Below are 14584 nucleotides of genomic sequence, written 5' to 3'. Positions count from 1 at the left end.
GGGGAATTTTCTGTGTTTTATTTCTGTGCCTGTTTTATCCGGCAGTTAATGTTTCGGAATGAAACAATTCATCTTGGCATTTTTCAACGAGTGATTCAAATAGATCAACGGTTTCCTTCAGGCTCAAATCAGACTTTCCTCCGGCGGCATTCTTATGTCCGCCTCCGTTGAAATAGGACGCAGCAAATTTATTTACTGCTACATCACTGCTGGATCTAAACGATATTTTTATCCCATCTTCCCGCTCTGAAAATAAGGCAGCAACCTTGATCCCATCCAAAGATAAGGCATAATTGACCAATCCTTCTGTGTCCCCGGTTTGGCTTTGATATTTTTTAAGATCTTTTTTACTGATCACAAAGTAAGCAGTATGTAAATCCTCGCGAACGACCAATCTCCGTGTTATGGCAAAACCGATAAATTTGAGTCGGTTGACCGAGTTGGAATCATAGATCCAATTGGAAATTTGAGCGCAATCAGCTCCTTTTTCAATAAGCTCCGCCACGACGAGATGAACATTTTTGGTGGTATTGGGATGGCGAAATCCTCCTGTATCTGTCATTATTCCGGCATAAAGACAATCCGAGATGTCTTTATCGATTAAATCTTTGTCGCCCAATTCCACAATCAATTCATACACCAACTCGCATGTCGCAGCGGCTTTGGTACTCCAATATCTGAAATCCGCAAAATCCTCCGGGTCTTGGTGATGGTCGATATTGACAACAAAAGCATTGGATTTTCTGATCATCTCCCCCAATTCATTGACTCTTCCCAGGACTGAAAAGTCAAGGCAAAAGATCATATTGGCTTCTTCCAAACGAAGTGAGGCCAATGGCTTGTACTCCGGGTTGCTAAAGTCCAGGACCGTTTCATTGCCTTTCATCCAGCAAAGAAAAGAAGGATAATCTGTCGGGGTTACCACTGTCACTTCGTGCCCTTTCTTGATAAGGTAATTCGCCAAACCCAAAGATGAACCCAGGGCATCTGCATCCGGCTTCACATGGGTGGTGATGAATATTTTCTTGGGTGAGGAAAGTTCTTTTTTAAACGAATCTAAAGCTTCCATTAATATCATTTCAGCAGCACTTCTGGCTCTAGTGGCCTGCAAATGTCTGCAATTTTTCCAGAAATCCCAAAGACCTCATTGGGCTGAAAATTAGAGGGATAAAACAGAATAAAATTACATAGGCAGAAAAATGAAGGGAAAAGCCCTACTTTTGCGACCGAATTAAACCAAGATAAAAACATCCCATGGCAAATAACAGAACTTTCACAATGATTAAGCCGGACGCATTCGAGGCTGGAAACTCAGGAGCTATTCTGAAAATGATCGAAGAGGCAGGTTTCAAAATTGTGGCAATGAAAGCTACCCAATTAACGCCTGTATTGGCAGGCAAATTTTACGAGGTGCATAAGGAAAGACCCTTCTACGCAGATCTGTGCAAGTATATGTCCTCCGGGCCGATCATTGCGGCCATTTTGGAAAAGGACAATGCAGTGGAAGATTTTCGTGCGTTGATCGGAGCTACCAATCCTGCCAATGCAGCAGAAGGAACGATCAGAAAGATCTTTGCAAAATCAATTGAAGCCAATGCGGTGCACGGTTCAGACTCTGACGAGAACGCCGCTATCGAAGGAAACTTCTACTTTTCGCAGACTGAGCGGGTACTTTAAAAAATCCAAGATTCAGCAAAAGCTAAAAAGCGCTCAAATGAGCGCTTTTTTTATGCCTAAGTCATGAATTTTTTGTCTTTTGCCAAAAAGGAACGACGGCTTACCAGCTTCCACCTGCTCCGCCGCCGCCGAAAGATCCACCGCCAAAGCCACCAAATCCACCGCCTCCACCGAAGCCGCCTCCACCAAATGATCCCCTGCCTGAAGAGAAATCACCAAATTTTCCTCCACCGCCGCCTTTGAGCATATTGGCCAGCATGATAGTCGTCCAGAGGTCTATTCCGCCTCCTCTTCCACCCATGTGATTGTCGTTGTCCTTTCGGTTTTTGATCAGCGGAAGAATCACAAATATGACAATGAAAAGTAGCAAGAGAAAAACTGCTCCTCCATGATTCCCCTCTGATTCTACATCTTCGGCTTTGTACTCTCCTGATGCCAATTTGAAAATCATGTCTGTCGCCTGATCCAACCCTTGATAATAGGCTTCCATTTTGAAATTGGGCGTGATCAGATTAGTCACAATCCGCTTGGCAAGTGCATCGGGTATGGCCCCTTCCATCCCCCGGCCGGTGGCAATGAAAACCTTTCGGTCATTCATTGCCGCCAAGATCAAAATACCGTTATCCTTGGAGCTGCCTATCCCCCAGTTTTCACCCAGGCGTTGCGCATAGTCTGCAATTTCATAATCCCCCGTCGAGTGCATCAGCACGATGGCGATTTGGGTAGAGGTGGTATCTGTGTATCCAACCAACTTCTGCTCCAGTCGTGCCAACTCATCGGAGGAGAGTGTCCCGGTAAAGTCGTTGACCAAACGCGGTGGATTGGGTAATGGAGGGAAATCCTGAGCCCTGATTTGTCCGAAGAAGAGGACAAAAAACAGCAGGAATAGCGCCTTTTTAGTCAAAAGATAGTTCATCCGAGAGTTCGTTTTTGTCGCCGGCTTGATCGTATGGGAAATGTGTGCCCAACTGTTCTCCGGCTTGATGAATGCCTGCGATGAGGCCTTGGGTAAACTTTCCCTGACGGAAATTGACTGCCATCAATTCCTTGGTGCTTTCCCAAAAATCTTTGGGTACCACTGAATTGATCCCTGCATCTCCCAGTATCGCAAATTTGTGATCTACCACTGCCAAGTAAAACAAGACCCCGTTACGGTCTTTGGTTTGATACATCTTGAGTGTCTCAAATACTTCCGCAGCCCGATCCAGCACATTGCCTTTGCAGTGATTTTCGATATGCACTTGAATTTCTCCGGAGGTTCGGGTCTCAGCATCCTTTATCGAAGCTGTGATCTGAGCTTTTTCCTCCGGAGAAAATAATTTTTCAGCCATGATTAAAATTGAACAGTTGGTGCATTTTCAGCGCCTTCAGAAGCTTTGAATGTTCCCTTGGTCTCAAAACCATACCATCCGGCAAAAATATTGTTCGGGAAAGTTCTGATGTTAGCATTATAAGCGACGACCGATTCATTAAAATTTCTGCGGGCTACTGCGATTCTGTTTTCTGTACCCTCCAGCTGAGCCTGTAGTTCCAGGAAGTTTTGATTGGCTTTCAGGTCAGGATAGCGCTCCACAGTAACGAGCAACCGGCTCAATGCCCCTGAAAGTTGATCCTGAGCTTGCTGAAATTGCGCGAGATTTTCCGGAGTAAGGTTAGTCGGATCAATAGTCATGGAAGTGGCCTTTGAGCGCGCTTCAATCACCCCTGTGAGCGTCTCCTGTTCAAAATCCGCATATCCCTTTACCGTGTTCACTAAATTGGGAATCAAGTCGGCCCGACGCTGGTATTGGGTTTCCACTTCAGCCCATTGTCCATTGACTTGTTCTTCCGCTTGGACAAATTGATTGTAACTTCCAACAGCCTTAGTATATAGGTATATACCCAAGACGGCAATAATTGCAACAGGGATAAGAAATTTTTTCATAGTTTCCAGGATGTGTTTTTTAAAGGTTTTTACACGGATTCCAAATCTTGTTGTTTAAAACCCGAGTCAAAGTTATCCAAATAATCCCTCCATGTGGAATATTTAAATTTGCTTTTTGAGAAAAATACTCACTTTGTAATCATCAAATTCGGTTAAATCATCACCTTGATAGCGCCTCATTTCCAATTGGATTTCCTTTCCTTCCTCTGATCTAAGCAGTTTGAAAAGCTCCGAAAGTTCCCAAAGAAAGGTAGGAATCTTATTGACGGAGAGGAGTTCATCATAGGGCAAAATCCCCGTTTTGTAGGCTGGGGAACCTAATCGAACATCACTCACGTAGTAGCGGTTTTCATCATTCGGGATTTTTCTCAAAATCAAACCGCTCATATCATATTCAAATGGTGAATAGAAATTTTCTCCTTTTCGGATCAAAGCTCTTTTTCGCTGATAATCCAAAATCATTCTAGTCCTGCCCAACACCTCAGAACCTAGACTACCTTGTCTTCCCGTAGCCACAATGATGTCACTGAATTTGTTTTTATCAGGATAAGAGGTGAGCACCTCCTTCATTTTCAGCCCATTCAGATTGAGCGAGTTCACCCGTCCGATGTATCCGTAAAGTACGCCGCCGAGCGATTGACCCAGTTGGGATTCAATGAACAGCGGGGGCATTTTAATTTCATCTGACGTCTCCTGATTGAGTAATAGGCCATGATTGGCACCCGTATCAATCAACAGTTTAGCATTGATTTTCGGGCCGCTTTTTTGATTGATTTTGGCCTCGATATATGCCTTACTATCCTCAATAGCCATATCAAATTTTCGATAAAAGGGAGGTTTCCACTTGATCGAATTTTCTCTATAGAACTCCAAAAATCCTTCATCATAATTAATCTTGACCGGATTAAATTTGAAAAATTCATACCCAATAATCCCATAAACCGGCACTCCAATCACTGATTCCAATTCGAAAAAATCTTGTTCGAGTACCAATAAACTCTGCATTCTTCCCAAAATAGGTCCAAGATCCAAGGTGTTGATCGGTGAGACTTGCGCCATAATTACCGTAGATCCATCCGCGCCTGCAATACTAAGCCGCCGGGTGTAATCCAAACCTAATGCATCACCCAAAGTTTTGCTGAACAATATGTTTGAGCGTACTCCAGTGTCGACAAGAAAATTGATCGACTCGCGGCCATTAATCGAGACCGGCAGTATAATCAGGCTATTGGAATTATAAAATGGAATTCTGACTTTTCGTGCTTCCTCTTTCATGAAAAATCCAGGCACCTGAGCCCCCGTAAAGGCTATAAAATTGAAAGATAAAAGGACAAGGAGGAAAATTTTTCTTGAAATCATTTGGGCTGGGGTGATCTCCGACAGAAGATAAAGAGATTTCTTTTAAGGTTATACTCCATAAACTCAAATTGCCTACCCAAAAGTTGGAATAAGATTGAAAATTCTTTTCACTAATTTAGACTGAAATCAAATTACCCAGAAACCGCAGGGTGATTTGCCAAAAAAACAGGAATGCCTCATCTTTAATTTTCAATCATCAATTTAAAAATGGCGGATACAGTTCTAATTGATAAAGCGAAAAAGATTTTCGAAAACTTCCTGATTAAACAGGGCAACAGAAAAACCCCGGAGCGATTTTCAGTCATTGATGAACTGTACATTTTACCCGAAGACGAACACATTGACGTGGAAGGCCTTTTCTTGAAAATGAGAAACAAAGGTTATACAATCAGTCGTGCCACTATTTACAATACCTTGGATCTTCTGGTCGAAAGCGGATTGGCGGTCAAGCATCAGTTCAAAGATAAAGTGGCACTCTACGAGCAGGCACTGACTTACAAGCACCACGACCATCATGTCTGCAATCAATGCCAAAAAATCCGTGAATTTTCCGATCCGAAAATCAATGAAATCAAGGATTCCACAGGCCGGGATTTCAAATCCCAAATCACCAGCCATTCTTTGGTTCTCTATGGCGATTGTAAAATTGAAAACTGCGAAAATCTCAGTGCGCTCCAGGCCTTTTGAAAATCTTTTTGTAAATCGGCTTCCGAAAAGCAAACTGAAGCCATAAGGCTGGATAAAGTGCGTAGGTCAATAAACGAAAAGGTGCTTCATACTCAATCTCATCGCGAATAACCGAACCGATCCCCGATGAAATTATCCGATGCTTGTGTTTCCATTTTTTAAGGAAGAAAGGTAATTCTACGCCTTTGTCTACAAAGAAAAACTCCAGCGGGGTGGCACTTTCTTCTGTGATTTCACTGGTCCACTTTTGTTTAAAAAAAATAAAATTAAGTTCCAGAGTAACCAGATCACCCTTTCGTGACCCATCAAATCGCAACAGCTTTACCGGCGGAAATGGCGGACTGAGCTTTTTGAAAAGCGACTCATTGAATCCGGCTTTCACATCAAGATAGCCTTGCTCGACAGGAGATTCTATTTGTATTTGCATCAGAAGCTAAGGATAAACAGGAAAAATAAAATCAACCAAATCGCATCCATAAAATGCCAGTAAACGGTAAATAACCGAATTCTCATTTTTTCAAACGGGTTAGTCACCAAGATCAATTTTCGGATCCCATCTTCTTGGGTCTTGCGAAGCTGTACCAATAAGATTAGTGCAAAGATCATTGCCCCCAACAAGTGGAAGATGTGAATCCCGGAAAGTAAATATAAAAAACTGCCACTGGGAAGCCCCGTAAAGTTTATACCCATGTCAGTTAATTCCTTCCACCCTGCAAACTGAAGGATAGTGAAAGTCACTCCCAGAAGAAAGGTGTTCCGCAATGAGCCTTCCAATTTGGGAAGGTTTTCTTCCTGGTAATGCAGTCTCATTTTGGTGGCGGTATAGCCCGAAAGGATCAACATGAAGGTCGAAATCAGAAACGCTACAGGGATCTTGTGATTCAAGCCTTCTAACTGATTAATTCCGGAGGAGATGAAAGCTACGACTAAGAATAAAAAAATCAGCCCGCTGCCAAACATCCCCAAATAAAGCAAAGACTCATAGGGATGGAGATTTTCCACCCGTTGAAGCCAGGTTTGGGGTTCTTTTGTTCGATTCATCTGATAAAAAACATTTTAAAGGGTGCTTGGTTCAGAAAATTATCAAATACTCGACCGCTAACCTTAAAAAGGTCAAAATACCCTAAATTTGGCACTTCCAATATTCCTCTAACATTTCCAGCCTTGGATCGTCAGTCCTTTATCAGCATTTACCAGTCAGACCCTATTTTTCAGACGCTTGCCCATCAGCTAGCGTCTACCGAAACGATTAAGCTCCAACTTCGGGGACTATCAGGAAGCTTGGACATGGTTCTTTTGGCTTCTTATTTTGAAAAAAGCGGTGGTTTTCACCTCATCATCGCTCAAGATAAAGAGGAGGCGGCCTATCTGAATTCAGATTTGCAAAACCTCCTTCACACGGAGATCCACATGATTTTCCCCGGCAGTTTTAAACGCCCCTATCAATACGATGAAGTAGACAATGCCAATGTCCTGATGCGGGCCGAAATCCTGAACCATATTTTGGAGACAAAAGGAGAATCTCGCATAATTATCACTTATCCAGAGGCACTCTACGAAAAAGTGATCAATAAGCGGTCACTCGTAGAAAACACCTTCTCGGTCAGAGTCGGTGAATCGGTCGATATGGAGTTTGTGTCAGAACTTTTGGCCAGCTATGATTTTGAGCGAACCGACTTCGTCTATGAACCCGGTCAATTCGCGATACGGGGTGGAATACTGGACGTGTTTTCTTTCAGCAACGAGCATCCCTATCGCCTCGAACTTTTCGGCAAAGAAGTGGAAAGTATCCGAACCTTTGATCCGGAAACCCAACTTTCAATTGCAAGTGTGGAGTTGATTTCCCTGATCCCAAATGTACAGACGAAGCTGCTTCAGGAGGTAAGGCAATCATTTCTGAGCTTTCTGCCTGAAAACGCGACTATTTGGATCAAGGATTATCAGCTGACAGTGGACGTGATGGATGAATCCTTTCACAAAGCTGAACAGGCATTTACCCAAATTGTATCCAAATCTCACACCGAAAATTTATTGCTGAAGCCTACGGATTTGTTTGATCGGGGAGCGGACTTTTCAGCCATCATCAGCAGATTTTCAAGTGTTGAATTTGGCAGGCAATTTTATTTGAAAACAGAAAATAAAATAAACTGGGGAAGTCAGCCTCAGCCCTCTTTCAATAAGAATTTCGACCTGCTCGTCGCCAATCTTTCAGACAACGAAAAACAGGGGTTCACCAATTTAATTACGGCTGAGAACGAAAAGCAAATCGACCGGCTACTTGGAATTTTTCATGAATTGGATCCTACTCTTCATGTTCAAAGCATGCTTTTGGGGCTAAGGGAGGGATTTGTAGACAAGCAGGGAAAAATCGTTTGCTACACCGATCACCAGTTATTTGAACGTTTTCACAGATATAAATCAAGGGCAAAAGCCAGTAAATCCAAAGCCCTCACCATCAAAGAGCTGAAAGCCCTCCACCCCGGCGATTACATTGTTCACGTTGATTATGGCGTTGGACGCTTTGCGGGTTTGGAAAAGGTCGATGTCAACGGCAAGAAGCAAGAAGCTGTCCGCCTGATCTTTCGGGATGATGACCTTTTGTACGTCAACATCCACTCCCTCCACAAAATCTCAAAGTATTCCGGTCAGGAGGGGCAAGTACCTTCCATGTCGAAATTGGGTTCTCCCGAGTGGGAAAACAAAAAATCCCGCGCCAAAAAGCAGGTAAAAGACATTGCAAAGGATTTGATCGCACTCTATGCCAAGCGAAGGTCTGCACAGGGGTTTGCTTTCTCGAGAGATTCTGTTTTACAGGTAGAATTGGAATCTTCCTTCATCTATGAAGATACGCCTGACCAGGCTTTGGCCACTTCAGATGTCAAATCTGATATGGAAAAAACATATCCAATGGACCGATTGGTATGTGGAGACGTAGGATTCGGAAAAACTGAAGTCGCCATCCGTGCGGCCTTTAAAGCAGTCAATGACCGCAAGCAAGTGGCCATATTGGTCCCAACCACCATTTTGGCAATGCAGCATTTTCACACCTTCATCGAAAGATTGGAAAATCTTCCTGTCAAGGTGGAATACATCAACCGTTTTCGCTCTGCTAAAGAAATCAAAGAAATCATTGCTCAGGTGAAAACCGGCGAGATCGACATTCTGGTTGGCACACATAAAATCGTCAATAAAGACATCGTTTTTAGAGATCTCGGTCTGTTGATCATAGATGAGGAGCAGAAGTTTGGTGTCAAAGTCAAAGACCAACTCAAAAATTTGCGAGTCAATGTGGATGTCCTAACCCTGACCGCTACACCGATTCCGCGAACACTGCACTTTTCGCTGATGGGCGCACGGGATCTTTCTGTGATCGCCACTCCCCCTCCCAATCGCCAACCTGTCACGACCGAAGTTCAGACCTTCCAAGAGCCTGTGATCCGTGATGCAGTTGCTTATGAGCTGAGAAGAGGAGGGCAGGTTTTCTTTGTGCACAATCGTGTCGGGGAGATTGAAAGCATTGCCAACCTGATCATGAAGCTGGTGCCGGATGCCCGCGTTATCAGTGCTCATGGTCAAATGGATGGCAAAAAGCTTGAAAAAGTAATGGTAGATTTCATCAATCATGAATATGACGTATTGGTCTCTACCAATATCATCGAGTCAGGACTGGATATTCCGAACGCCAATACAATCATCATCAACCGGGCTCACATGTTTGGATTGAGCGACTTGCATCAGATGCGTGGCCGGGTAGGGCGAAGCAATAAAAAAGCATTCTGCTACCTATTGACCAGTCCGATGTCAGGTTTGACTGCGGAGGCCAGAAAAAGGCTTCAAACCTTAGAGGAGTTTTCGGATTTAGGTGACGGATTCAAAGTAGCGATGAAAGATCTGGACATTCGGGGGGCGGGAAATTTACTGGGTGCCGAGCAAAGCGGATTTATCACCGATCTGGGATTTGAGATGTATCATAAAATCCTCGATGAAGCTGTACAGGAATTGAAGGAAAATGAATTTGCCGCACTTTTTGAGACAGATTTGAGCGGAAGAGTGAGGGTATTGGTTCAGGATTGTACCATAGAAACCGACTTGGAACTGTTAATTCCTGAATCATACGTGACCAATATCAGTGAACGTTTGGGGCTTTATTCCAAACTCGATGCAATCAAAAATGAAGAAGATCTCACAAAATTTTCGCTAATGCTTCAGGATCGTTTTGGTCCATTCCCACAGGCAGTCAGTGACTTAATGGAGACAGTTCGTTTACGTTGGGTAGCAGAAAAGCTTGGAATTGAGAAGCTTGTCTTGAAAGGAAGGCAAATGAAGTGTTACCTTTTGCCTTCGAATCGGGATGACTTCTATTCTTCCGCTGTTTTTGGCAAGATTATGAAGTTTGCACAGGTACAGACTAAGCAGTGTAAAATAAAAGAACACAAAAACCGTTTGATTCTTACCATTGAAGGAGTCCCGACCATTCAAAAGGCCCAAAAGGTTCTTTTGGAAATGAGTTTTTAAGAAATTTATCAAAATTTAACTGGCATAAATATTGCATTTTCGATTATGAATTTTGTTGAATTTGCCTCAAATGATTCAATTGGGGCCATTTTGAATAAACCTGAAAATTGAAAAGCGTTGGAAGTAGGTTCCAATGCATCTATATTAGCATTCTGAAATAGACCAAAACATCAATATATGCGTCTGAATAACAAATCATGGGGAATGTGGACAACAGCTTTTTTGCTGGTTTCCGCTACTGTATTATCCTCCTGCAACAAAACTCCAGGGTATGGCCGAAGAACCGCCGACAAACCTGGTAAGAAAAGTGCTACTACCGGAGCGGCATTTTCTTTTGAGGAAAATGATTCTACAAACTTTTTTGTTTCCAAAAGAGCAGAGCAAATTCCCGGTCCAAACTTGAAGTTTGTTCAGGGCGGCCGGACTGTATTGGGTTCACAGGAAGAGGACATAATGGCTTTTAGAGATAACTTGGAGAGAACTGTATCGATTGCCAATTTTTACATGGATGAAACCGAAATCACCAATAATGATTACCGGGAATTTTTGTTTGACATGAAGAAAAAAGTGAGTGCTGATTCGCTTTTGAAACTCGAACCTTCTGAAGCAGTCTGGGCGAGCGCGATGTCCTTCAATGACTTGTATCAATCATACTATTTTAGATTCCCTGGCTTCAATTTCTACCCTGTGGCAGGAGTATCTTGGAAACAAGCAAGCGTATATTCAAAATGGAGAACTGATTTCGTTCAGGATTTAGTCCGAAAGGAAAGAGGAATTGACTCATCCTTCACTAAGGTTCAATTAATCGAACGAGGAGTAGCTATGGCAGATTTTAGACTTCCAAACGAAGCTGAGTGGGAATATGCCGCCAAAGCGATGATCGGAACTCAATATTTGGATGAAAATCAGGAATATGGCCGAATCTATCCTTGGGATGGTCGTGGTGTCCGTAATCCCTACAACGTTAAGCGAAAAGGTAAGCAGGGAGACTTCCTTGCTAACTTTAAGCGGGGACGAGGTGACTATGCTGGTATCTCAGGTAATCAAAGAAACGATGGAGATATTCTTCCAACCAACGTGTACGATATGGCACCAAATGATTTTGGACTCTACCACATGGCAGGTAATATGAACGAATGGGTTTATGACATCTACAGGCCAATGACTTTTCAAGATTCAGATGATCTTAACCCTATGAGAAAAGATGGGGTGCATGACGAAGAGGAAAATTACGAGACTTCTTTATTCACGGACCAAATCAGGGTATATAAAGGTGGCTCTTGGAAGGACGTGGCCTATTGGTTGGCACCCGGTACACGTAGATTTATGCACCAAGATTCTGCCACCAATCACATCGGATTCCGTTGTGCAATGATCTCCATCGGTGAAAAAGGAAAATAAAAATTAAATTTAATAAAAGAGAGCCTGGCCCAAAATGCCGGGCTTTTTTGTTTTAAAGGCATAATTAGTCAAAACATCAGGAAACTCCACTTTCCCTCCAATTTTTACCATTGGCGTATTTCAATCCTTGACTTCTAAAATTCAAGAGTATTTTCATGCAGAATTAACCCAAATCAATATGTACAGACTCTTAACTAAATCAATTTTGGCGCTCACTTTATTCGGAGCGTATCTTGGGTCCAATTTTGCACAGACTACTTATCAGACTCCACCCAAAGCTATAGCCGATTTGGTCAATGCACCAAGTACCCCTTCGGTTGTTTTTAGCAAAAATGGAAATTGGATGATGTTAATTGAACGGGCTGGGAATCCTTCCATCGAAGATCTGTCACAGCCTGAGCTTCGGATCGCCGGTCTGCGCATAAATCCAGCAACTTCCGGACCAAGTAGAACTGGAAGCGTGGAAAATCTGAAAATTAAAATGACCAAGGGAGGAGAAGAAGTCCAAATCAAAGGACTCCCAACAAATTCAAAAATGAACGGTTTTTCGCTTTCCAGAGATGATAATTATGTGGCTTTTACGCAAACTGAAGCTAATGGAATCAGTCTTTGGGTGATAGATATAGCCACCTTCGAAGCTCGTAAACTCACTGAGAACATTTTAAATGAAATCGTGGGAGGAAGCTTTGCCTGGACTCCGGACAATCAAATTTTAATTAAAGCCGTCAATCCCGTACGGGGAGAAATTCCAAAAGCTCCCCTGGCTCCGGCCGGACCAATAATTCAGGAGACTTCAGGCAATGCAGCTCCAAGCAGAACCTATCAGGATTTGCTTACTAACCCACATGACGAAGCACTGTTTGCCTATTTCATGAGCTCCCAGCTAATGATGGTTAATTTGGATGGTACTAAAAAGCCAATCGGCCCGGTAGGTATGATCAAGTCAATGGATCTATCTCCTGACGGATCCCATCTAATCGTCGAAACTGTCAAAAAACCTTTTTCATATCTGGTACCTGCAAACCGCTTTCCTTATGATGTGGAAATTTGGACCAAAGCAGGACAAAAAGTAAAAACTTTGGCACAAATTCCATTGGATGAAAATCGTCCCACAGGTTTTGATGCCACTGTAGCAGGCCCCCGCAATATCAATTGGAGAGCAGATCAACCTGCCACATTATATTGGGTGGAAGCTCAAGATGGTGGGGATCCCAAAGTTGAAATTGCAGAGCGAGAAATTATTTACACACTAAAAGCCCCATTTACGGGAGTTAAACAAAAGCTGGCGAGTACTCCCTACCGATTTGGCGGCATCGCCTGGTCGGACGATAACTTTGCTATCCTTTCGGAAAGCTGGTCTAAAACAAGAATGGATCGGAAATCCGTGATTAATCCATCCAATGCAGGGCAATCTCCAAAAGTAATTATTGATCGTTCATCGGATGATATTTACAATGATCCGGGAAATCCTGTCTACACCGTGAACAAATTTGGTCAGCGTGTCCTTCTTCGTAAAGGTGATCTGGTCTATATGACAAGCGAGGGTGGTTCACCGGATGGTAGCATGCCATATCTTTCTGCTTTTGACACCAAGAATAAAACAGAGAACATCCTCTGGAGATCACAGGCTCCGTACTACGAGCGGGTAGTCAAAGTACTGGATGAAGATGCATCAGAGTTTATTACACTAAAAGAAAGTACAGATCTTCAGCCTAATTATTGGCTGATCAATACCAAAAAAAGAATCGCCCCGCTTCAGGTGACCAACTTTGCTCATCCCTACGAATCCATCAAAGGAATAAAGAAGCAATTGGTTACTTACAAGAGAAAAGACGGACTGAGCCTTTCGGCTGTAGTCTACACGCCTGCGGGATACGATGCCACAAAAGACGGAACACTTCCCGTCTTAATGTGGGCCTATCCCCGTGAGTATAAATCAGCCGAAATCGCCGCGCAAGTCAGAGGCTCCAAATATGCCTTTACCAGATTAAGCTGGGGTTCGCCGATCTACTGGGTGACGCGTGGCTATGCGATCATGGATCAGACCGAAATGCCGATTGTGGGCGAAGGTGAGGAAGAACCCAACGATTATTTCATCGAACAGTTAGTGGCCAATGCCGAAGCTGCCATAGATCAGATCGTTGGAATGGGCATCGGGGATCGAATGAGAATCGGAGTTGGTGGACACTCCTATGGCGCATTTATGACGGCAAACCTGCTTTCTCATACCAACTTGTTTGCCGCAGGAATTGCACGAAGTGGCGCGTATAACAGAACTTTGACTCCCTTTGGATTTCAATATGAGCAGCGAACGTATTGGGAAGCTCCGGAAGTGTATTTCAATATGTCCCCATTCTCCTATGCCCATAAAGTGGAAACGCCAATCTTGTTGATTCACGGCGAAGCGGACAACAACTCCGGAACGTTTCCAATTCAATCCGAGCGGTACTATAATGCCTTGAAAGGCCATGGGGTTACCGCTCGTTTGGTATTCCTCCCACACGAAAGTCATGGCTATGCGGCCAAAGAATCCATCCTTCATACGCTTTGGGAAATGGATACCTGGTTAGAGAAGTTTGTGAAGAATAAAAATCAATTGGATTCGAAGAAGTGATTGTAAAAATTAAAGCCCTGTTTGATTTCAATTTTCAGACAGGGCTTTGTTATAAAGTAGATTCCAAAATTGCAATATCTGGAGCTGCTACATTTGATTGGACAGTAAGTTAAGCCCCTTAACTTAGAATCAATGAAAGAAGGAACAAGAAGAAGTTTTGACAAGGAATTCAAGAAAATGGTTGTCGAGCTTCACAAGAATGGTAAAACATCCAATGAGATCGGTAGAGAGCTGGGAATACCCGGAGATATGGTTCGCCGCTGGAGCAGAGAGTTTGAATCCCATGGTGATCAAAGCTTTGCAGGAAAGGGTAAAGCTATCCTAAGTCCCGAACAGCGAGAAATAGCGGAGTTGAAGAAAGCCTTGAAAGAGGCTCAGATCGAGCGGGACATCCTAAAAAAGGCCGT

General features: G+C 43.3%; 13 protein-coding genes. 6 read left to right on the top strand and 7 right to left on the bottom strand.

Annotated elements, in window-relative coordinates; genetic code table 11:
* Nucleotides 1–34 precede the first annotated feature (34 nt).
* Complete coding sequence (locus tag BLQ81_RS17955) at nucleotides 35–1069, bottom strand: DHH family phosphoesterase (protein WP_092733222.1); 1035 nt, start codon at nucleotides 1067–1069, stop codon at nucleotides 35–37.
* A 185-nt stretch (nucleotides 1070–1254) separates the two neighbouring features.
* Here BLQ81_RS17955 and BLQ81_RS17950 point away from each other — a divergent pair, with 185 nt between their 5' ends.
* On the top strand, nucleotides 1255–1677 hold the full coding sequence (locus BLQ81_RS17950; RefSeq protein ID WP_092733105.1) for a nucleoside-diphosphate kinase: 423 nt from the start codon (nucleotides 1255–1257) through the stop codon (nucleotides 1675–1677).
* Nucleotides 1678–1777: 100 nt separating this feature from the next.
* Here the strand turns inward: BLQ81_RS17950 and BLQ81_RS17945 are convergent, their stop codons facing one another.
* From BLQ81_RS17945 to BLQ81_RS17930, 4 genes are all read right to left on the bottom strand, one after another.
* Entirely contained in the window at nucleotides 1778–2593 is an 816-nt protein-coding gene (locus tag BLQ81_RS17945; RefSeq protein WP_092733102.1) for a TPM domain-containing protein, read from the bottom strand.
* The gene (locus BLQ81_RS17940; protein ID WP_092733099.1) at nucleotides 2574–3008 is read right to left on the bottom strand and encodes a TPM domain-containing protein; all 435 of its coding nucleotides are present in this window, start codon (nucleotides 3006–3008) and stop codon (nucleotides 2574–2576) included. The genes BLQ81_RS17945 and BLQ81_RS17940 overlap by 20 nt, the downstream gene beginning before the upstream one ends.
* A 2-nt stretch (nucleotides 3009–3010) precedes the next feature.
* Nucleotides 3011–3601 (bottom strand): LemA family protein, encoded by a 591-nt coding sequence (locus tag BLQ81_RS17935; protein WP_092733095.1) that lies wholly within the window; start codon nucleotides 3599–3601, stop codon nucleotides 3011–3013.
* A 102-nt stretch (nucleotides 3602–3703) separates the two neighbouring features.
* Nucleotides 3704–4960: an aspartyl protease family protein gene (locus BLQ81_RS17930; protein ID WP_092733093.1), complete on the bottom strand. Its 1257-nt coding sequence runs from the start codon at nucleotides 4958–4960 to the stop codon at nucleotides 3704–3706.
* Nucleotides 4961–5167: 207 nt separating this feature from the next.
* On the opposite strand from BLQ81_RS17930, the gene BLQ81_RS17925 reads away from it, so the two are divergent.
* Entirely contained in the window at nucleotides 5168–5647 is a 480-nt protein-coding gene (locus BLQ81_RS17925; RefSeq protein ID WP_092733091.1) for a Fur family transcriptional regulator, read from the top strand.
* Here BLQ81_RS17925 and BLQ81_RS17920 read toward each other — a convergent pair.
* On the bottom strand, nucleotides 5625–6074 hold the full coding sequence (locus BLQ81_RS17920; RefSeq protein ID WP_092733088.1) for an SRPBCC family protein: 450 nt from the start codon (nucleotides 6072–6074) through the stop codon (nucleotides 5625–5627). The genes BLQ81_RS17925 and BLQ81_RS17920 overlap by 23 nt on opposite strands.
* Entirely contained in the window at nucleotides 6074–6688 is a 615-nt protein-coding gene (locus BLQ81_RS17915) for a cytochrome c oxidase subunit 3 (protein WP_092733085.1), read from the bottom strand. Before BLQ81_RS17915 ends, BLQ81_RS17920 begins: the two co-directional genes overlap by 1 nt.
* Nucleotides 6689–6811: 123 nt before the next feature.
* On the opposite strand from BLQ81_RS17915, the gene mfd reads away from it, so the two are divergent.
* From mfd to BLQ81_RS17895, 4 genes are all read left to right on the top strand, one after another.
* Nucleotides 6812–10162, top strand: coding sequence for a transcription-repair coupling factor (mfd, locus tag BLQ81_RS17910; RefSeq protein WP_092733082.1), 3351 nt, complete (start codon nucleotides 6812–6814; stop codon nucleotides 10160–10162).
* Between the two features lie 177 nt (nucleotides 10163–10339).
* Complete coding sequence (gldJ, locus tag BLQ81_RS17905; protein ID WP_092733079.1) at nucleotides 10340–11563, top strand: gliding motility lipoprotein GldJ; 1224 nt, start codon at nucleotides 10340–10342, stop codon at nucleotides 11561–11563.
* 178 nt (nucleotides 11564–11741) lie between these two features.
* Entirely contained in the window at nucleotides 11742–14177 is a 2436-nt protein-coding gene (locus BLQ81_RS17900) for a S9 family peptidase (RefSeq protein ID WP_092733219.1), read from the top strand.
* A gap of 132 nt (nucleotides 14178–14309) precedes the next feature.
* Nucleotides 14310–14584: transposase (locus BLQ81_RS17895; protein ID WP_139183666.1), on the top strand; the 275-nt coding region annotated here is incomplete at its 3' end.

This window comes from Algoriphagus alkaliphilus (assembly GCF_900103735.1).
Classification (GTDB): Bacteria; Bacteroidota; Bacteroidia; order Cytophagales; family Cyclobacteriaceae; genus Algoriphagus; species Algoriphagus alkaliphilus.
This window is presented reverse-complemented; position numbering and strand designations above follow the sequence as displayed.